The organism is Streptomyces sp. ALB3 (assembly GCF_044385685.1).
GTDB lineage: Bacteria > Actinomycetota > Actinomycetes > Streptomycetales > Streptomycetaceae > Streptomyces.
In genome coordinates, this window is record NZ_JBISCE010000027.1 from 462331 (window position 1) to 480542 (window position 18212).

The window sequence follows — 18212 nt, forward strand, 5'->3', positions numbered from 1 at the left end:
GGATGGCTTACGCCCCCTCAGTTGCTCCCGGAAGCCGAAAGGTTGCCACCCGGTTCCGTTCGGGCCGCGTCCGGCCGCCCCCGCCCCACGCCGGCCGCGTGCGCCGCGGCGTGCAGCGAGCGCAGGGCGAGCAGGAGGAAGCCGATGTCGTCGAGATAGACGGGGTCCGGCACGAGGTCGACGGGCGACACGGTGTAGAGCACCGCCGCCCACACGAGCGCCTTGTTGCGCAGGGGGATGCCCGCGTCGATGAGGAGCCTTCTGGCCCGGATGACGCGCACCAGCAGGACGGCGGCGGCACCCGCCATGAGCAGGAGGACGAGCGCGCCGATGATGAGCCAGACCGAGGTGTCCATGCCTCATCATCTCCCGGAGGGGCGGCCCGGGCCGCCAGGTGTCACCCGTGGCTCCTGGCCTGCTGCCGGGCGCGACGACGCTTCAGGGCACGGCGTTCGTTCTCGTCCAGGCCTCCCCACACACCCGCGTCCTGTCCATTGTCCAGGGCCCAGTCCAGGCACTGTTCACGCACGGGGCAGGTTCCGCAGACGGCCTTGGCCTCCTCGGCCTGTACGAGCGCGGGGCCGGTGCTGCCGATGGGGAAGAACAGGTCGGGGTCCGCTTCGCGGCACGCCGCGTGCGAGCGCCAGTTGTCCATGATTCTCACTCCTTCTCGCGGGGATCGGTCCGTTGGTCCCGGTCGGTCGGATTCCGCTTCGTTTCGGTTCCGCACTGTGCGCCTGACCGTCATCGGGCGTTCGAAACCACAACAGGCCCGGAGTTCACGGGTTTCCGGCGCTCGGCGTCGCGTTCGGCAGCGGTGATTCCGGGTGGGGGGCGGTCGCACACGCGCCGTCCAGCCGGATGCGGTAGTCCATGACGGCGTCCGGTTCGTCGATGATGTCCACCCGGGAGCCGGGGATCTCCAGCATCGCCCGGTCGCCGATCTCCGGGGCCGGGACGCGCAGCAGGTGCAGCGGCGGGACGCCGGTCATGGGGTGCGGCGGAAAGTCGAGGGGCACGATCTGCAGCGTGAGATGCCGACGGTGCGCGGCCTCTTCCAGCGCCGCCCTCTGTCCGGCCATCACCGAGGGTCCGCCGACGCTCGTGTGGAGGGCCGAGGCCGGGAACAGGGCCCAGAGCGCGGCACCGCGCTCCTCCAGCCGGCGCTGCCGCTCCGCCAGCAGTTCGAGGTGCCGGTCACGCCGAGGCGCCGCGTCGGCGGTGAGGGCCCGGCACAGTGCCGCCTCGTAGGCCTGGGTGCGCAGCAGCTCGGGCACGAGCGCGGGGTGCCAGGTCCGGACGACCGCGGCGGAGGACTCGATTCCGATGACCTCCTGCCGCCACGGTTCCATCACGTCCCGCCACCGGTGCCACCAGCCCGGGAGGTTCGCGGCGGCGAGGCCCGCCATGATCGGCTCGGCCTCCGCCGGGGGTACCGCGTAGCACTCCAGGAGGACGCGGACCTGATGGGCGTCGAGCCCGGTCTCCGCGCGCTCGATCCGGCGGACGGTGGCGGGGTGGGCACCCAGGGCCACGGCTGCCGCCTGGAGGCTGACACCTGCGCGTTCCCGCAGCGCACGCAGGCGGGCCACCAGGACGCGGTGTTCGACGGTGGGGCCGGAGCGAGGCCTCATCCACGTCCCCTTCCTCGCGCGCTCCGATGTGTGCGGGTCGGAGCGGCCTCAGCGCTGAATCGGAAGCATCCAGACATTCTGCCTCTTGCAAAGTATGCACTTTGCACCGAGGGTACGTACATGTCGGAAATAGTCGCGTGCGCGCGTCTGGCGCCTGAAGGCGCGGGCGGACGGAGCGCCCAGAGCTGGTGGATCCCCCGCCTCCCACGGGGTGTCCCCGTGGCCAGGCACCGCGTGCAGGAAGCCATGCGGGGCTGGGGGGAGCCCGACGAGCGCGTCGAGACGGCAGCCCTGGTCGTGACCGAGCTGGTCGCCAACGCGGTGGAGCACACCGCGGGCCGGCGGATCCGGTGCCGCCTCCTGCGGACCCGTGGCCGGGTGCGCATCTGTGTGTGGAACCGGGGCCGGCGGCACATCCCGGCACTGCCGGGTCCGAGGGACCCGGAACCGTACGGCGGACCGGGGAGCGGGGCCCACCGCACGGACGCCCCCGGACCGGTGGCGTCCTGGGGGCCGCACGGCGCCGGTGACGGCTTCGGTCTCGCGTCGGTGACCGAGGACGGCCGGGGCCTGATGCTGGTGGACGCGCTGGCGAGGCGATGGGGCACGCGCACCAGCGTGTCCGGACGGCTCGTCTGGGCCGACCTCTGATCATCCGGGACGGTCAGGCGGGCACCGCCCGGCACTCCGGGTGACCCCAGCCGTTCGGATTCTTCGCGATCATGTCCTTCGCCGCGTACGGCTTCCCGCAGTGGCACCGGCCGGCGAACTTCGCGCGGATCGTGGCGCCCGAGCGCGTCCGGGCCGTGGAGCCCTGCGGGGACCCGCCCCTGGCCGATCCACCGGCGGCCGCCCGGCTCTTCGTCGAGCGGGCGGGTGCGGGTACCGGCAGGTCCGCGGCGCCGTACGCCGTCCCGGCGGCCTGTTGCGAGACCGCCACCTCACTGGCCGCCTGGTCGGCCAGAGCGTTGAGCGGGTCGCCGTCCACCTGGTGCGCCGGAACGTAGCGGAAGGTGACCGTGCGGCTGCTCAGCAGCTCGTCGATGCCGACGACCAGTTCCCGGTTGGCGACCGGCTTGCCGGCCGACGTCTTCCAGCCGTTGCGCTTCCACCCCGGCAGCCACTTGGTCACCGCGTTCATCGCGTACTGCGAGTCCATGCGCACCTCGACGGGTACGGCCGGATCCGTCGACCTCAGCAGCTCCAGCAGGGCGGTGAGCTCGGCGACGTTGTTGGTGGCGGTTCCCAGGGGGCCCGCTTCCCACCGTTCGGGGTTGCCCAGGCCATCGGCCACGACCCACGCCCAGGCCGCAGGTCCCGGATTGCCTTTCGATGCCCCGTCACACGCGGCGATGATGCGCTCGTCCATGCTCCGATCATGCCAGTCCGGAAGGTCAGGGCACGATCGAGTCGATGTATCCGCCGTCCACCCGCATCGCCGCGCCCGTGGTGGCCGACGCCTGCGGGGAGCTGAGGTACACGACCAGATGTGCGATCTCCTCCGGCTCGATCAGGCGCTGGAGCAGGGACTGCGGCCGGTGCAGGCGCATGAACGCACGCTGGGCCTCGTCCCACGGAAGGTCGCCGCCCACGAGCTCGTGGACGAAGTCCTCGACACCTCCGGTGTGGGTGGGCCCGGCGATCACCGAGTTGACCGTCACCCCGGTCCCCGCGGCCTCCTTGGCGAAGCCACGGGAGACGGCGAGCAGCGCGGTCTTCGACATGCCGTAGTGGATCATCTCGGCGGGAATGACGATCGCGGAGTCGCTCGCGATGTTCTGGACGCGCCCCCACCCGCGCTCGGTCATGCCGGGCAGGTAGCGGCGGATGAGGCGCACCGCGCTGAGGACGTTGGTGTCGAAGTAGGCGCGCCACTCCTCGTCGGTGATGTCCAGCGGGGGCCGTGAGCCGAAGATGCCGAGGTTGTTGACGAGGATGTCGGTGGCGGGCACGGCCTCGTGGAGCTCCGCCGCCCCCTCCTCGGTGGCGAGGTCGCAGGCGACCGTGAGGACGTCGGCGTCCGGCTCGGTGCCGCGCACGACGCCCGCCGCCCCGTCGAGCCGTTCCTGCCCCCGCCCCGTCAGCACGACGCGCGCTCCGGCGCCGGCCAGCCCGGTGGCGATGGCGAGGCCGATGCCCTGGGAGGAGCCGGTCACGACCGCTGTCCTGCCGGCAAGATCGATGCGCACCCTGCGGTCCTTCCGTCCGATGTCCACGGCGTGCGGGGTTCTCACCCTGTCACTCCGTGGCCCCGGACGCCTTCCGGCCGCCCGCTCACCGGCAGGACGGGGCGGCGGTCCGGGGTCCCGGCCGGAGGAAGCCGGCCGGGACCCCGTCACGTCTAGAGAACGCCGGACTCGGAGACGGCGATCTTCGACTTGGTCCTGCCGGTCGAGGAGCCGTACGACTCGATCTTGCGGACGAGCTCCATGCTCGCCTCGTCGGCGACCTCGCCGAACACCACGTGCTTGCCGTCCAGCCACGGGGTGACGACGGTGGTGATGAAGAACTGCGAACCGTTGGTGTTCGGGCCGGCGTTGGCCATCGAGAGCAGACCCGGCTTGTTGTGCTTCAGGGTGAAGTTCTCGTCGGCGAACTTCTCGCCGTAGATGCTCTTGCCGCCGGTGCCGTTGCCCCGGGTGAAGTCGCCGCCCTGGAGCATGAAGTCCGGGATGACCCGGTGGAACGGCGAGCCCGCGTAGCCGTAGCCGTGCTCGCCGGTGGCCAGCGCGCGGAAGTTCTCCGCGGTCTTGGGGGTCACGTCGTCGAAGAGGTTGAACACGATCCGCCCAGCGGGCTCGTCGTCGATGGTGATGTCGAAATACGCCTTGATGGTCATGAGCCCATCCTGACATCACCGGCCGCCCTTCGATGCACAGGCCCCGCCCACCGGCGGCCGGGGCCGCACGAGCGCGGCGTACCACGGGGGCGAGCCGTGGTACGCCGTTTCAGTCAGGGAGAACGCCGCTTCCCCCTACCGGTACTGCTCAGCGGTTGCCGCGGTGACCGCCGTTGCGCTGGCCGTCGCGGTGGCCACCGTCGCGGTGCCGGCCCCACGACTCGGAGTCGACCCGGTGCCCGCGGTCGTCACGGAGCGTGGCGGTGTCCCTGCTGTCCCACACGTAGTTGCGGCGGTCCTGGTACACGTCGTGCCGGGTGTCCCGGCCGACACCGGTGTGGACGCGGACCGAGGAGCGTCCGGGCAGCCGCAGGTCGAACCTGTAGGTGCGGCGGCTCTCGTCGGTGAGCGTCCAGCCCCGCAGGTTGACGGAGTGACGGCTGGTGTTGGTGACGGTGACCCACTCGGCGTTCAGGCTGCGGTTGGAGCCGTTGTCGCGGCCGGGGCTGTCGTGCTGGATCTCACCCAGGACGACAGCCGAGCGCTGCGCCGGCCGGTGCTGGCCGCGGTCCCGGCCATCGGCCGTCGCCGGGAGGGCCGCTGCGGCGAGCAGAGCTCCTGAGGCGAGAACGGTGGCGGTGATCCGTCGTGCGGAACGGGACATGGAAACCCCTCATCATGCGGGCCCGGAAGGGAGCACCGGGCGTTTTCCGACCCCGGCGTCATGCCGGGAACGCAAACTTTGTCCCGCTTCCGACGTGGCCGAAAGATGCCCTGGTCCGTGTGACGAAGTGCGGACATTTCTGTCACGGACGACTGCATTCGGCACACACCCGAACGGTCGTAGACCTGTCAACCGTTGATCGTTGCACCGACCCTTCACGGGGCTCGTTCACCTGGTCACGGCGCCCCGTTCACCCCGGCTCCGCCACCCCGGGCGCCACCGTACGGATCACACGGATCCGTGTAACAGGAGCGACAGCGCTTACCTGGACAAATGTTCCGTTACCGACGGGAAAGGAGCTCGTGCGTTCGAGCCTTCAGTGCCCATCGCGCAGGGGCGAGACGGACGCGCTGACCGCCACTCGTGACCAGCGCGTTCACCGGCGTCATCGGGTCCAGGGCCATCGTCCTGGCCAGCAGGACGCCGACGGCCAGCGGGAGCAGGGTCACGGCCAGCGCCGTGCCGGCACAGGCCAGGTTCTGGATGCGGGGGCGCGAGGGCGCGTCGGGGACCATGGCTGCCATTCGACCAGCGAGGTCCCGCACCGGGATCGGGTCACGTACTCAGGCGTACGGCGCCGGCGTACTCACGTCGGGGTACGCCTCCCGCTCCGCCCTCCGGGCGCGGTTCAGCCGTCCTGCCCGCGCCGGCCCACGGTGTCGGCCCGGCCGCCGGCTCCCAGGAGTCCGGTCGCCTCGAACGGAGCGTCGCGCTCGAGCCTGGGCAGTTCGCGCTTCGAGTACGCCGTGACGACCGGAGGCATCGCCGCGCGCACCAGTTGTGCGGCGCGGAGCCATCCGGGCGCGTACACGGCGGCGCTGCGCCGTTCGACCGCCCGCACCATGCGGCGCGCCACGGTCTTCGCCGGGTAGACCTTGCGCGCGGGCCTCGGCATGTGCGCCCGCAGCTCACGCAGCACCGGTTGCCGGTCGGCGTCACGGATCATGTCGGTCTCGGTCCAGTTCATGTAGCCGATGCCGACGCCCACGTGCTGATGCGCGAGTTCGGCGCGCAGCGCGTGCGCGAACGACTCCACACCGGCCTTGGACGCGCAGTAGGCGCTCATCATGGGTGCCGCGCCGATGGAGGCGAGCGAGGCGATCTGGAGGTAGTAACCCCGCGTGGCGAGCAGGTGGGGCAGGAAGACGCGCGCGGTGATCGAGCTGCCGATCAGGTTCACCTCGATCACGCGCCGCCAGGTGGCCGGGTCGGATCCGGCGAAGGGGCCGCCCTCGGCCAGACCGGCGTTGGCGACGACGATCGATGCCGGCCCGAGCCGCTCCCGGACGTCGTCGGCCGCCCGCGCCATGCCCGCCTCGTCGGCGACATCGACTTCCCAGCACTGTGCCCGGCCGGGAAGCGAGTCCCGAACCCGGGCCAGCCCCGCCTCCTCGCGGCCGAGCAGAGCCACGGTGACGCCACGGCTTCCCAGCTCTCTCGCGACGGCCGCGCCGAGACCCCTCGCGGCGCCGGTGACCACGGCGACGCGGCCTTGCAGACAACCGGCTGGTCCCGTCATACGTGTCTCCTCGGGGTCGACCGCGACGGCGCCGGGTGGCGCCGCCCCGCGCGGGGACTGTCCTTCCACCTAAGCATTCCCGGCGGCCGGCCGCCCGCGCGAGGGAACGGCGCGGGAGGGAGCGGCGCAGGCGTGCCGCGCCCCTTCCGACCGCGCGGCGGACTCGGCACCCGGGCGGGACGGGGGCCCGGACGGGTTCTCATCCCGGAGGGGTGGACGGGCCCCAGTGGGAGAACCGCGGAAGCCACTTCACCCGGTACTCGGGGTGCCCGGCGTGCTCGGCGGCCATCTGCCGGACGACGAAGCCCAGCCCGACGGCACGACCCGACGCGAAGTCCTGGGCCGGGCGGTCGGTGTCCAGGGGTGCGATCTCCTCGTACTCGTCCAGGAGCACCCTGGTGGTCTCGATGCGGCGCAAAGTGCGCGCCGGGTCCTGGAAGGCGATGTGCCGGTCGTAGGCGCGCGACCGTACGACGAACGCGATACCGCTCGTCCGGTCGTGCACCTCGCCGGGCGCCTCGGCCGGAGTCCGCCAGCCGTCGCCTCCAGCTTCCCGGGCGATGCCCTCCTCCTCGGCGAGGCGTGCCCGCACGAAGGCCAACAGGTCCGAGTTGTCTGCCATCTGGTTTCCGAATCCTTCTCCGTCACAGACCGCCGCGACTGATCCACTCAGCGCCACGGACCCGTTCTGCCCGACCAGCAGAGGATGCCTCACCGGGGCGCCGCGGGCGCAGTCCGCACGGCGCGCGTCCGCATGACGGACACCGTGTCCGGCTGCGGCCGGCGGGAGTCAGCCGGACGGGGCCCTGCGTGCGGCCATGAGCAGCGCGATGTCGTCCGGCCGGTCGTCGTCCTGCCTGGCCTGCCGGATGATGCGGTCCGCGGTCTCGGCGAGCGGCATGTGGCCCACCGCGGCCAGGGTGCTGCGCAGGCGTTCGATGCCCTCGTCGATGTCCGTGCCCGACTTCTCCACGAGTCCGTCCGTGAACAGCGCCAGGACGGCTCCCGGGCCGAGCCCGAGCTCCGTGACGGGATACGACGCCTCCGGGTCCACGCCCAGCACCACACCACCGGCGAGCTCCAGGACCTCGGCCCGGCCGTCGGCGTGCCGCAGGACGGGCTGGGGGTGGCCGGCGCGTACGGCCCGGGTGGCACCGGTGGCGGGGTCGAGCAGCACGTAGCAGCAGCTGGCGAACTGACCGGGGTCCAGACCGATGAGCAGCCGGTTGGTGGCGCTCATGATCTCCTGCGGCTCGTGCCCGATCAGGGTGAAGGCCCGCACGGCGCTGCGCAGCTGGCCCATGGTGGCTGCCGCGGCCACGCCGTGGCCCTGGACGTCCCCGATGACCAGGGCCAGGCCGCCCCCGGTCTCGATGACGTCGTACCAGTCGCCTCCGATCTCGATGTCCTGGGTGCCCGAGAGGTACCGCCCGACGGTCTCCACGTGGTCGACGACGGGGAGCCGGTGGGGCAGCAGGGCGTCCTGGAGTCCCCGGGCGAGCGCGGCCTCGGTGTCGTAGCGCTGTGCGCGCTGGAGTGCCTGGGCGATGAGCCCGGCGAGCGCGGTGAGCACGGTGCGCTCCTCGGGGCTGAACCCGCGGGGCTGGTCGAAGCCGAGGATGCACGAGCCGACGGGGCGGCCCGAGGCGATGAGCGGCAGGAAGGCACGGGCTCCGACACTGGCGTCCATGGGGATGCCGGGATAGGCGTCGCCCAGTTGTTGCATGGACTCGAAGAACAGGGGCCGGCCGGTCGTGAGCGTCTCCACGCCGGGGATGTGCGTGTCGAGGCCCACCCCGTCGAACCGGTCGAGGAAGCCCTTGGGGAAGCCCGTCTCCCAGGCAAGGTAGAGGCGCCGTTCGTTCTGCAGGTAGATGGCGAGCTGTCTGCCGCCGAAGGCGGGCAGGAGCTCCTCCGTGACCACGGCCGAGACCTGGCGTGCCGTGACGGCCTCCGTCAGGGCGATGGCCAGGGCGACCGGCCGGTACAGGACCGCGGAGCGGTCGGCCGGAGAACCGAGCTCCCCGCCCGGGGTGGCGCCGGACTCCGGTGTGTGGCCGGGCCGCCCGGAGGGGCTGAAGGTGATCGTGACGCCGTCGCGGCCGGGGAACATCGACACGGACAGCCACTCGGTCGGGGTGCGCCGGGCCAGGAAGTGGACGGGGTCGTCGGAGAACAGGGACGCGCGGCGGTGGTCCTCGTAGGCGGCGTTCGCCAGCCAGGGCAGCGCCTCCCCGAGCGGTCTTCCGGTGAGATCCGCCCGGGTGTGGCCGAGGATCCGCTCCGCCGCCGGGTTGGCGTAGGTGATCCTTCCCAGCCGGTCGTGGGAGAGCATGCCGCGCGGGATCCGGTCGGCCGCGTCGGGCACGGCCGGACCCGCGCCCTGGTCGAACAGGACACCCGTCACCCGGCCCGCCGGGCCGGCGCGTTCCCCGTGGCCGGAGAGCTCGGCCAGCAGCGGTCGGCCGTCGGGGCCCCAGAGAGACATCCGGCGCACGTGAGGCTCCGCCGACCGTGCGGCCCTGCTCCCCAGCGTCCGCAGGCCGTGGGCGTCCTCGGGCAGCAGGCCGGCCGTGAGCGCCTCCATGGAGCGCACGGGCGCGCCGGTGGGTTCGTGGCCCAGGATCTCGTGCGCGCAGTCGTCCGCGGTCACGGTGCCGCTGTCCATGTCCCACTCGAAGTGCCCGACCCGCATCTGCCGCGCGGTTCCCGAAGGCAGTCGTACGGGCATGGGCTCCCCGTCCCACTCTGCGGGCGCGTCCTGTGCGGCGATGTCGGCTCCGAGCCTCCCCGCGACGGCTTCCATGCGACGCCGGTCGGCGCCGCCGACCGGCACGCCCCGGGTCGCGTAGCGCAGGACGACGAGCACCCCCACGGGTGTCGTCCCGGTCGACACGGGCGCGTAGAGCGAGCCGAAGGGGAACGGCAGGCCCGCCATCAGCTGCGGGAACCTGCGCATGGCCTCCTCGGCGTCCCCCAGGTACACCGGCCGGCCCGAGCGGTAGGCCTCGGCCACCGGGAAGGGCCGGTTCACGTGCATGCGCCACCAGGGGCGCATGAGCGCGCCGGGCAGCCCCGCGAGCACCGCCATCAGCAGGAGCCCCGGGGTGCGGGAGCGCAGGTACACCCCGCCCGCGTACCCCCCGACGGCGTCGACGGCACTCACCACGGCCTGGGCGAGCACCAGCGACAGTCCGTCGGGCGCTCGGCTGCCTTCGGGGCTCCAGGTCACACAGCCAGGATGCGCACCCGCGCGCGGCTGCGCATGTCCACGGGCGTCACTCCGCCCAGGGCGCCGAGGGCTCCGTGCCCGCCTGGGCGCACACCGAGGCCGCGACCTCGGAGGCGTAGGCCAGCATGTCCCGCACCTCCTCGGGCTCCGGGGTCGCCGTGAAGGTGCCGAGAGCGCCCATCCTGCTCAGCAGGCCAGCTGCGAACGCGTCCCCCGCGCCGATCGTGTTGACCACCCCGACCGGGACGGCCGCCACGGACACGGGTGGCGCCGTGGCGGTGTACGCCGTGCTGCCCCTCACGCCCCGGGTGAGGACCACCAGGCGCCCCCCGGCCGCCAGCTTCCGGCACGTCTCCTCCGGATCGGCTCCGGGCCACAGCCGCTCCAGGTCCTCGTCGCTGGCCTTCACGACGTGGGCGAGGCCGCACAGCTCGCGCAGCGCCGCCGCTCCCTGGTCCGCGCCCAGGGTGCGGTCCCGGCGGACGTTGGGGTCCACCACCAGGAGGGAGTGCTCGGCAGCCGCGCGGGCGGTCGCCCGCACGGCCGACGCCGCGGGCTCCACCACGGCCGCGAGGCCGCCCGCGTACACGGCCCCGAACTCGGCCGCCCGCGCGGAGAGGTCCGGCAGGCGGAACGTGGCCGTGTCCTGGAGGTGGAAGTGGTAGCCCGTCCCTCCGGCGCCCGGATCGGCCACGGCCAGGGCGGTGGGCAGGCCCGAGTGTTCACAGAGGGCGAGGTCGACCCCGGCCGCCCGCAGCCGTGACTCGATCGTGCGGGCGAAGCCGTCGTCGCCGAGTCCCCCGGCGAACACCGCCGGGGTGCCGAGCCTGGCCAGCCCCACGGCGACGTTCGCCGGAGCCCCGCCGAACTGGGCGGCCCGCACGCCGCCGTCCCCGTCGACGGGCACCAGGTCGATGAGCGCCTCGCCGAGCACCAGGACGGCACCGGGCCCGCCGGTCACGGCTCCACCACGATCTTGCGGCCGATGCCCGCCTTGAAGCGGTCGATGGCCTGCGGGTACCGGTCGAGCGGCAGCCGGTCGCTGATGAAGACGGCGGGGTCGAGGACTCCGGTGGCGAAGAGTGCGGCAGCGCGTTCGTAACTGTGCAGGACGGCCATCGAGCCGGTGATGGTGATCTCCTGGTTGTAGATCCGGTACGGCTCGATGACCGCCGTCGTCGCGTAGTCGGCGACCCCGAACTGCAGGAACGTCCCTCCCTTGGCGACCCGTCCCAGGCCGTCCTGGATGGCCGCCGCGTTGCCGGTGGCGTCGATGACGACGTCCCAGCCGCCGGGGCGGTCCAGCTCGTCGGCCCCGGCCGCCGCACGGGAGCAGCCGAGGAGGCCGGCCGTGGCGAGGCGGTCGGGGTTGACGTCCAGGACGTCGACCCCCGCCGCCCCGGTGCGCTTCGCGAGCTCCAGCATCATCAGACCCATTGTGCCGGATCCGTAGATCAGCACCTCGGCTCCGAGGGTGCTGCTCAGTACGTCGTAGCCACGGACCGCGCAGGACAGTGGCTCGATGAGGGCGGCGTCCTTCACGTCGATGTGCTCGGGCAGTCTGACGCAGTTGGCCACGGGGGCGACCGCGTACTCGGCCGCGCCGCCTGCGACGGTGACACCGATGGCGGCCCAGCGTTCGCAGAGGTTGCCGCGTCCGCTGCGGCAGTAGCGGCACTCGTGGCAGTGCAGGGAGGGGTCGACGGCGACCCGGTCGCCGATGGCCAGCTCCGTGACGTCGCGTCCGACGCCCACGACCTCACCGGCGAACTCATGGCCGGGAACGAGCGGCAGGGTGGGCGCGAACTCGCCCTGGAGGATGTGGAGATCGGTCCCGCACAGTCCGCACGAGGCCACCGACACGACGACCTCGCGGGGGCCGGGCGTGGGGTCGGGAACGGTGGTGACGGAGACCTTGCCGGGGGCTTCGACGATCGCTGCCCGCATTACTTCACTGCTCCAAGAGACAGGCCCTGGACGAGTTTGTCCTGGGCGGCGTAGCCGGCGGCGAGCACCGGCAGGGACACGACGACGGACGCGGCGCACAGCTGGGCGAGGAAGAGGCCCTGGCTGGTGACGAATCCGGTGAGGAAGACGGGGGCGGTCTGGGCGACGACACCGGTGAGCACCCGCGCGAAGAGCAGTTCGTTCCAGCTGAAGATGAAGCAGATCAGCGCGGTCGCCGCGATGCCGGGGGCGGCCATCGGTGCGACCACCCGGGCCAGGACGGTGGGCAGCCTCGCGCCGTCCACCTGCGCGGCCTCGATCACGGACACCGGCACGTCCGCGAGGAACGACTGCATCATCCACACGGCGATCGGCAGGTTCATCGAGGTGTAGAGCAGGACGAGGAGCCAGATGTTGTCCAGCATCCCGGCGTTCTTGGCGAACAGGTAGACGGGGAGGAGGCCCGCGACGACAGGCAGCATCTTCGTGGAGAGGAAGAAGAACATGACGTCCGTCCACTTGGGGACGCGCCGGATGGAAAGGGCGTACGCCGCCGGAAGCGCCAGCAGGAGCACCAGGACCGTGGAGAAGAACGAGGCGCCCAGGGAGTTGAGCAGGGGCGGCCACGGCGTGACGCCGGTGTCGGAGCCGAAGAAGGCGCGATAGCCGTCGAGGGTGAGCGGCGCGAACACGGACGGCGGATTGGTGGCGGCGTCCGGCTCCGCGTGCAGCGACGTGAGCAGCATCCAGAGCGCGGGCAGGCAGAAGACGAGTCCTGCCACCCAGGCCAGCAGGCCCAGAGCGGTGGAGCGGCGTCGGGCCCGCCGCAGCACGCGTTGCGCGGACGGGGCGGGGACGGGGACGGTGGTCATGCGCGGTTCGCCTCCTCGCTGAAGAGGGACGAGACGGTCCGGAGCGCGAAGGTGGCGATGATGATCGTGCCGATCACCACCACGACTCCCGCGGCGGACGCCAGTCCGTATTCATGGGCCTGGTAGAAGGTCTGGTAGATCGTGTACGGAAGGTTGGCGGTGCCCAGTCCGCCGGCGGTGATCGTGAACACCGCGTCGAAGTTCTGCACGATGTAGACGGCTCCGAGCAGGACGCCCAGTTCGAGGTACCGGCGCAGATGCGGCAGGGTCAGGTAGCGGAAGGTCTGCCAGGCGCTCGCACCGTCGAGGCGCGCGGCCTCGACGACTTCCGCGGGCCTGCTCTGCAGCCCGGCGAGGAGGATGAGCATCATGAACGGCGTCCACTGCCAGACCAGCGCGGCGATGACCGCGAGCAGCGGCATGTCCGCGATCCAGTCCGGCTGGCTCGGGTCCGTGTCGCCGAGGAGTTCCCCGATCCAGCTGAGGGCGCCGTTGAGGAGTCCGTACTCCGGGTTGTAGAGCGCGTGCTTCCACAGCAGCGCGGCCGAGACGGGCACGATCAGGAACGGCGTGATGAGAAGGGTACGGACCAGGCCGCGGCCGAAGAACGCGCGGTCCAGGAGCAGGGCGAGGGCCAGTCCGAGGACCACGGTCGCGAGGACGACACCCGCGGTCAGCAGGACCGTGGTGAGGACCGAGTCGCGAAGGGCCGCGTCGGTGAAGACGGAGGCGTAGTTGTCCAGGCCGTTGAAGGCCCGCTCGTCGGGGTTGAGGGAGTTCCAGTCGAAGAGGGAGATCACCAGGGTGGCCACGAACGGCAGCTGGGTGACGGCGATCAGGAAGACCAGGGCGGGCAGGAGCGGAGCCCTGGTGGCCCAGGCCCGGGGGCCGCTCCTCCTCGCGGGGGCGGGGCCGGGGGCGGACGGCCGGGGCGGGGACTGGGGGGTGGTGCCGGCTGCTGTGGTCATCGGTACTCCTTGGCGACCTGTTCGGCCAGCTTCTGGGAGGTGGCCAGCGCCTTGTCGACGGACTGGCGGCCGGCGATGGCGGCGCTGATCTCCTGCGCGACCCGGGTGCCGAGATCGGTGAACTCGGGGATGCCGACGAACTGGATGCCGGGCACGGGGCGCGGCTGGGTGCCCGGGTTCCTGGGATCGGCGCCGGAGATGGCCTGCTCGGTGACGTCCGCGAACGCACCGGCCGCCTTGCGGTACTCGGGATTGTCGTAGGTGGAGGCGCGTTTCCCTGCCGGGACGTCGGACCAGCCGCTGGTCTCACCGACGAGTGACTCGTACTCCTTGCTGGAGGCCCAGGACACGAACTTCCACGCGTCGTCGGCCTTCCTGGAGGCCTTCTGGATGCCCCACGCCCAGGTGTAGAGCCACCCCGAGCTCTTGGTCCTCTCGACCGGCGCGGGTACGTAGCCGATCTTTCCCTTCACCGGGGAGCCGGCGGCCTCGAGGGAGCCCGCTCCCGCCGTGGCGTCGTACCACATGGCGGTCTTGCCCTGTGTCATGTTGTTGAGGCACTCGGCGTACCCGGCCTGGGAGGCACCGCGCTCGCCGTGCTCGCGCACGAGATCGACGTAGAACTTCGTGGCCTTCCTGAACTCCGGTGAGGTGAGCCGGGGTTTCCAGTCCTTCGTGAACCAGGTGCCGCCCATGGTGTTGACGACGGTGGTGAGCGGGGCGACGAGCTCGCCCCAGCCGGGCAGTCCGCGCAGGCAGATGCCCTTCATGCCGGGCTCGGCGCCGTCCGTCTTCGCCGCGAGTCCGGCCACCTGCGTCCAGGTGGGGTGCGGGGGCATCGTCAGCCCCTTCGCCTCGAAGACGTCCTTGCGGTACATGAGGAAGGACGACTCGCCGTAGAAGGGTTCGGCGTAGAGCTTGCCCTCGGCGGTGAGTGACTCCCTGAGGGGTTCGAGGATGTCGTCCTGGTCGAAGGCCGGGTCCGCGGCGGCGTACGAGTCGAGCGGGTGCAGCCAGTCGTTCTTCGCGAAGAAGGGCACCTCGAAGTTGCTGATGGTGCCGACGTCGTACTGGCCCGCCTGGTTGGAGAAGTCCTGGCTGATCTTGTCGCGGACGTCGTTCTCCGGGAGCACGGTGAAGTGGACCTTGATGCCGGTCTCCGCGGTGAAGTGCTTCGCGGTGAGCTTCTGCAGTTCGACCATCTGCGGGTTGTTCACCATGAGTACGTTCAGCGCGTCACCGCCTCCGAACGCGGTGCCTCCGGCGCCGGCGCACCCGGAGGCGAGGAAAGCCATCACTGCCGTGCCCGCGACCGCACGCACGCGGATTCCACGGCGTCGTTGCTGGTGGGGCATAAGTTCTCCTGATCGGTCGTAGCGGCTCATGGATCGGTGCCGGTGCCCTCGCGGCTCCGCTTGACGGTTGTGGGCACGGCCGGGCTGCCCTCCGGCCTCGCGGCGGGAGCGGGAAGGCGGGCGGGGACGGGGACGGCGGGCGGGACCCGCGCCGGGTCCGGTCAGACCCGGATGACGTTCGGGCCGAGGAGCGAGTAGCGCTGGGCTTCCGCCGACGGCAGCCCGGTGTCGGTGACGATGGCCTCGAAGTCCCCGACCCCGGCGAAACGAAAGAAGCTGACCGCTCCGAACTTCGAGTGGACGCCTGCGAAGACCCGGCGGCGGGCGCTGCGCATGGCCTGCGCCTTGACTTCGCCGACGGCCGGGTCCGGGGTGGTCAGACCGTACTGGCGGGAGATCCCGTTGGCGCCGACGTACGCCAGGTCGATGACGAAGTCGGCGAGCATGCGGGTGGCCCAGTGGTCGACGGTCGCCATGGTGCTGCCGCGCAGTCGTCCGCCGAGCAGGAGAACGGCGGTCTTCTCGACGTCCGCGAGAACCGTCGCGACGGCCAGGGAGGCGGTGACCACGGTGAGCGGCCGGTCGCGCGGAAGCGCCTCGGCGATGAGCTGCGGGGTGAAGCCCTCGTCGACGAAGACCGTCTCGGCGTCACCGAGCAGGTCGGCGGCGGCTCGCGCGATCCGTGACTTCTGCGGCACGTGGTGGGTGGTGCGCATCGCCAGGGTGGTCTCGAAGCCTGCGCTCTCGACCGGGTACGCACCACCGTGCGTGCGCCGTACGAGGCCGTGCTCCTCGAGTGTGTGCAGGTCGCGCCTGATGGTCTCCTTGGCCACCTGGAAGCGTTCGGCCAGTTGGTTCACGTCGACGGAACCGTCCTGTCGGGCCGTCTCGAGAATTCCTCGTCGGCGTTCCTCGGTGCCCACGCCACCATCCCAGCGCTAGTACGGATCCGGTGTGGTCCCGGCGTCCGTTCGGGCCCACGCATTGTTTGTACAAGCATGAACGGCCGTTCGACCAGCTTCTTCGCGACCTGGCCTGCGCCCGTTCATGCCCGTTTCCTCACGGGCAGCCCGCTGGTGGCGTGGACGAGGGCGGGCGGCGAGAGGCCGGGTGGTGCCCGTTCCGCTCGGGAGGACGCCCGTTTCATGCCCGCAGGCGGTCACACAGGCATCCGGGCTTCTAGCACAGCCGCCTCGAGTTCACCGGCGGAACAGCCTGGAAATGTCTCATTGCACACCTCAATGCCTGATTTCGGCCAACAATCCCTGCCCCAAGCGTCTTCGGACAACCTCCGGCCACGGTTGTCGCCTCTCACGGGCAAAGCGACTCCACCGCCCCTCGGGGCACTCGGACATCGGAGAACGATGAGCATCAGAACCCCCCGCAGCCGCCTGTGGCGTCCGGCGGTCGCCGCCGCCGCGGCGATCACCGTGACCGCCGGCGTCGTCGCCGCGGCGCCTGACGGCAAGCAGGCGCGGACGTCCCCTCAGCTCGGTCTGGTCGCCGCTTCGAAGTCGGTGACCCTCGACTCGTGGAAGGAGGATCCGGGCGTCTACCTGGACCTCGGGACGTATCTCACCGCGTCCGGGGCGCCGCTCGAGCTGCGGGTGACCCGGAAGAGCTACAAGGACCCCGTCGTCGCCACCCAGGTCATCCGCGAGGGGAAGAAGACCCGCACCAGGGCGCTCCCCGAAGGCCTGGTGAAGGACTTCTCGGGGCTGCCGGACTTCGTCCGCGTCACGGTCCGGGACGCCTCGGGCAAGGCGGTGGTGAACCGTACGGAGTCGTTCTGCCCGAACAACGCGTCGGGCCGGATCCTGCCCGACGCCCCGTCCACGTCGAAGTATCCCGAGAGCTGCCCGACCAACCCCTTCACGCTCGGATCGGTGTGGGGCGTGGAGAGCGGCTGGGCGTCCAACACCTACGCCGGCTACTACGCGGCGCCGGTGGCCCTGCCGGCTGGGACGTACACCGCCGAGGTGTCCGTCACCCAGCGCTACCGCGATCTGTTCGGGATGACCGATGCGCCGCAGACCGTCAAGGTCACGGTGCGCGAGCGCAGTTGGGAGGAGGAGAGCCCCGCTGCCGCCGCCGGCGCCCGTTCCGCGTCAGGGCACGCGGGCCACGAGGCGGGACACTCCGGCCACGGCGGCCACGCCGGTCACACCGCGACGCGTACACCCGCCCCGGTGTCGGGTACCACCGGGGCGGGCCCCTCGTACAACGTGGGCCACGGTCCCCACCCGCCGGCTCCGGCCGCCGTGCCCTGGGCCGCGAAGCGCGCGGGGCTCCGGGCGGCACAGGGCGACGGGCCGGGTCGCACGGACGGCTCACGGCAGGCACCCGCGGCCCGGCCGAACGCCAAGCGTCCGACGGGCACGGCGACCGTGCCGGACGTCCCCAAGCCCGACCTGCGTTCCCTGCCCGCCTACGGCATCACCATCGGTCAGGGTGACACCGGCGCCCCCGGCAAGGACTACCTGGCCTTCAGCGCCAACGTGTGGAACGCGGGCCCGGCGCAACTCGTGGTCGACGGCTTCCGCAAGCCGGGCAACGAACTGATGGACGCCTACCAGTACTTCTACGACGCCTCGGGCAAGCAGGTCGGCTACACGCCCACCGGCACCATGGAGTGGGACCCCCGGCCGGGGCACGAGCACTGGCACTTCACCGACTTCGCGAGCTACCGGCTGCTGAAGGCCGACCAGAAGGAGACCGTGCGCAGCGGCAAGGAGGCCTTCTGCCTGGCCAACACCGACGCGGTCGACTACACGGTGAAGAACGCCAACTGGCACCCCGACAACACCGATCTGTCGACGGCCTGCGGCCAGGAGAACTCCATCTCCGTGCGGGAGGTTCTCGACGTGGGTTCCGGTGACACGTACACCCAGGACCTGCCGGGTCAGTCCTTCGACATCACCGGCCTGGCGAACGGCACCTACTACATCCAGGTGCTCGCCAACCCGGAGAAGCGGCTCAAGGAGACCGACCTCGGGAACAACAGCGCCCTTCGCAAGGTGGTCCTGGGCGGCAAGCCCGGCGCCCGCACGGTGACCGTTCCCCGGCACGACCTGGTCGACGCCCCCTGACACGCGGCCTCCCACGCGGCCCCCGGCCATCGC

General features: G+C 71.7%; 19 protein-coding genes. 2 read left to right on the plus strand and 17 right to left on the minus strand.

Annotation, left to right across the window (positions count from 1 at the left end; translation table 11 throughout):
• Nucleotides 1–17: 17 nt before the first annotated feature.
• The 3 genes from ACHFIV_RS17210 to ACHFIV_RS17220 all read right to left on the minus strand — a co-directional run bounded on the left by ACHFIV_RS17210 (nt 18) and on the right by ACHFIV_RS17220 (nt 1634).
• Nucleotides 18–356 carry a YkvA family protein gene (locus ACHFIV_RS17210; protein ID WP_398969233.1) on the minus strand — a complete coding sequence of 113 codons (339 nt, stop codon included), beginning with the start codon at nt 354–356 and terminating at the stop codon, nt 18–20.
• Between the two features lie 41 nt (nt 357–397).
• Nucleotides 398–655: a WhiB family transcriptional regulator gene (locus ACHFIV_RS17215; RefSeq protein WP_398969236.1), complete on the minus strand. Its 258-nt coding sequence runs from the start codon at nt 653–655 to the stop codon at nt 398–400.
• Nucleotides 656–779: 124 nt separating this feature from the next.
• Nucleotides 780–1634, minus strand: coding sequence for a helix-turn-helix domain-containing protein (locus tag ACHFIV_RS17220; RefSeq protein WP_398969240.1), 855 nt, complete (start codon nt 1632–1634; stop codon nt 780–782).
• A 192-nt stretch (nt 1635–1826) separates the two neighbouring features.
• On the opposite strand from ACHFIV_RS17220, the gene ACHFIV_RS17225 reads away from it, so the two are divergent.
• On the plus strand, nt 1827–2285 hold the full coding sequence (locus ACHFIV_RS17225; RefSeq protein ID WP_398969724.1) for an ATP-binding protein: 459 nt from the start codon (nt 1827–1829) through the stop codon (nt 2283–2285).
• Between the two features lie 13 nt (nt 2286–2298).
• Here ACHFIV_RS17225 and ACHFIV_RS17230 read toward each other — a convergent pair whose 3' ends face one another.
• The 14 genes from ACHFIV_RS17230 to ACHFIV_RS17295 all read right to left on the minus strand — a co-directional run bounded on the left by ACHFIV_RS17230 (nt 2299) and on the right by ACHFIV_RS17295 (nt 16013).
• Nucleotides 2299–3003 carry a ribonuclease H gene (locus ACHFIV_RS17230; protein WP_398969242.1) on the minus strand — a complete coding sequence of 235 codons (705 nt, stop codon included), beginning with the start codon at nt 3001–3003 and terminating at the stop codon, nt 2299–2301.
• A gap of 25 nt (nt 3004–3028) precedes the next feature.
• Nucleotides 3029–3823: an SDR family NAD(P)-dependent oxidoreductase gene (locus ACHFIV_RS17235; RefSeq protein ID WP_398969727.1), complete on the minus strand. Its 795-nt coding sequence runs from the start codon at nt 3821–3823 to the stop codon at nt 3029–3031.
• A 152-nt stretch (nt 3824–3975) separates the two neighbouring features.
• Complete coding sequence (locus ACHFIV_RS17240; RefSeq protein ID WP_398969245.1) at nt 3976–4473, minus strand: peptidylprolyl isomerase; 498 nt, start codon at nt 4471–4473, stop codon at nt 3976–3978.
• 148 nt (nt 4474–4621) lie between these two features.
• Nucleotides 4622–5137: a lamin tail domain-containing protein gene (locus tag ACHFIV_RS17245; protein ID WP_398969248.1), complete on the minus strand. Its 516-nt coding sequence runs from the start codon at nt 5135–5137 to the stop codon at nt 4622–4624.
• Between the two features lie 341 nt (nt 5138–5478).
• Nucleotides 5479–5721: a hypothetical protein gene (locus ACHFIV_RS17250; protein ID WP_398969251.1), complete on the minus strand. Its 243-nt coding sequence runs from the start codon at nt 5719–5721 to the stop codon at nt 5479–5481.
• 104 nt (nt 5722–5825) lie between these two features.
• Complete coding sequence (locus ACHFIV_RS17255; protein ID WP_398969254.1) at nt 5826–6716, minus strand: SDR family oxidoreductase; 891 nt, start codon at nt 6714–6716, stop codon at nt 5826–5828.
• 199 nt (nt 6717–6915) lie between these two features.
• Complete coding sequence (locus ACHFIV_RS17260) at nt 6916–7338, minus strand: DUF6221 family protein (protein WP_398969257.1); 423 nt, start codon at nt 7336–7338, stop codon at nt 6916–6918.
• A 168-nt stretch (nt 7339–7506) separates the two neighbouring features.
• A complete protein-coding gene (locus ACHFIV_RS17265; RefSeq protein WP_398969260.1) occupies nt 7507–9948 on the minus strand; it encodes a SpoIIE family protein phosphatase in 2442 nt (813 codons plus the stop codon).
• A 46-nt stretch (nt 9949–9994) separates the two neighbouring features.
• Nucleotides 9995–10909, minus strand: a complete 915-nt coding sequence (locus tag ACHFIV_RS17270) for a PfkB family carbohydrate kinase (RefSeq protein WP_398969263.1) — start codon at nt 10907–10909, stop codon at nt 9995–9997.
• Nucleotides 10906–11895, minus strand: coding sequence for a zinc-dependent alcohol dehydrogenase family protein (locus ACHFIV_RS17275; protein WP_398969266.1), 990 nt, complete (start codon nt 11893–11895; stop codon nt 10906–10908). Before ACHFIV_RS17275 ends, ACHFIV_RS17270 begins: the two co-directional genes overlap by 4 nt.
• A complete protein-coding gene (locus ACHFIV_RS17280; RefSeq protein WP_398969269.1) occupies nt 11895–12767 on the minus strand; it encodes a carbohydrate ABC transporter permease in 873 nt (290 codons plus the stop codon). Before ACHFIV_RS17280 ends, ACHFIV_RS17275 begins: the two co-directional genes overlap by 1 nt.
• Nucleotides 12764–13735, minus strand: coding sequence for a carbohydrate ABC transporter permease (locus tag ACHFIV_RS17285; protein ID WP_398969273.1), 972 nt, complete (start codon nt 13733–13735; stop codon nt 12764–12766). The genes ACHFIV_RS17280 and ACHFIV_RS17285 overlap by 4 nt, the downstream gene beginning before the upstream one ends.
• Nucleotides 13732–15090 carry an ABC transporter substrate-binding protein gene (locus ACHFIV_RS17290; protein ID WP_398969276.1) on the minus strand — a complete coding sequence of 453 codons (1359 nt, stop codon included), beginning with the start codon at nt 15088–15090 and terminating at the stop codon, nt 13732–13734. Before ACHFIV_RS17290 ends, ACHFIV_RS17285 begins: the two co-directional genes overlap by 4 nt.
• 161 nt (nt 15091–15251) lie before the next feature.
• Nucleotides 15252–16013: a DeoR/GlpR family DNA-binding transcription regulator gene (locus ACHFIV_RS17295; RefSeq protein ID WP_398969278.1), complete on the minus strand. Its 762-nt coding sequence runs from the start codon at nt 16011–16013 to the stop codon at nt 15252–15254.
• 441 nt (nt 16014–16454) lie between these two features.
• On the opposite strand from ACHFIV_RS17295, the gene ACHFIV_RS17300 reads away from it, so the two are divergent.
• Nucleotides 16455–18179, plus strand: coding sequence for a lysyl oxidase family protein (locus ACHFIV_RS17300; RefSeq protein WP_398969281.1), 1725 nt, complete (start codon nt 16455–16457; stop codon nt 18177–18179).
• Nucleotides 18180–18212: the final 33 nt, after the last annotated feature.

Bases quoted from the DNA above. Each gene is read 5' to 3' on its own strand.
- ACHFIV_RS17240 (WP_398969245.1), bottom strand. From the start codon at position 4,473: ATGACCATCAAGGCGTATTTCGACATCACCATCGACGACGAGCCCGCT.
- ACHFIV_RS17275 (WP_398969266.1), bottom strand. From the start codon at position 11,895: ATGCGGGCAGCGATCGTCGAAGCCCCCGGCAAGGTCTCCGTCACCACC.
- ACHFIV_RS17215 (WP_398969236.1), bottom strand. From the start codon at position 655: ATGGACAACTGGCGCTCGCACGCGGCGTGCCGCGAAGCGGACCCCGAC.
- ACHFIV_RS17245 (WP_398969248.1), bottom strand. From the start codon at position 5,137: ATGTCCCGTTCCGCACGACGGATCACCGCCACCGTTCTCGCCTCAGGA.
- ACHFIV_RS17255 (WP_398969254.1), bottom strand. From the start codon at position 6,716: ATGACGGGACCAGCCGGTTGTCTGCAAGGCCGCGTCGCCGTGGTCACC.
- ACHFIV_RS17300 (WP_398969281.1), top strand. From the start codon at position 16,455: ATGAGCATCAGAACCCCCCGCAGCCGCCTGTGGCGTCCGGCGGTCGCC.
- ACHFIV_RS17290 (WP_398969276.1), bottom strand. From the start codon at position 15,090: ATGCCCCACCAGCAACGACGCCGTGGAATCCGCGTGCGTGCGGTCGCG.
- ACHFIV_RS17285 (WP_398969273.1), bottom strand. From the start codon at position 13,735: ATGACCACAGCAGCCGGCACCACCCCCCAGTCCCCGCCCCGGCCGTCC.
- ACHFIV_RS17250 (WP_398969251.1), bottom strand. From the start codon at position 5,721: ATGGCAGCCATGGTCCCCGACGCGCCCTCGCGCCCCCGCATCCAGAAC.
- ACHFIV_RS17210 (WP_398969233.1), bottom strand. From the start codon at position 356: ATGGACACCTCGGTCTGGCTCATCATCGGCGCGCTCGTCCTCCTGCTC.
- ACHFIV_RS17260 (WP_398969257.1), bottom strand. From the start codon at position 7,338: ATGGCAGACAACTCGGACCTGTTGGCCTTCGTGCGGGCACGCCTCGCC.
- ACHFIV_RS17230 (WP_398969242.1), bottom strand. From the start codon at position 3,003: ATGGACGAGCGCATCATCGCCGCGTGTGACGGGGCATCGAAAGGCAAT.
- ACHFIV_RS17220 (WP_398969240.1), bottom strand. From the start codon at position 1,634: ATGAGGCCTCGCTCCGGCCCCACCGTCGAACACCGCGTCCTGGTGGCC.
- ACHFIV_RS17280 (WP_398969269.1), bottom strand. From the start codon at position 12,767: ATGACCACCGTCCCCGTCCCCGCCCCGTCCGCGCAACGCGTGCTGCGG.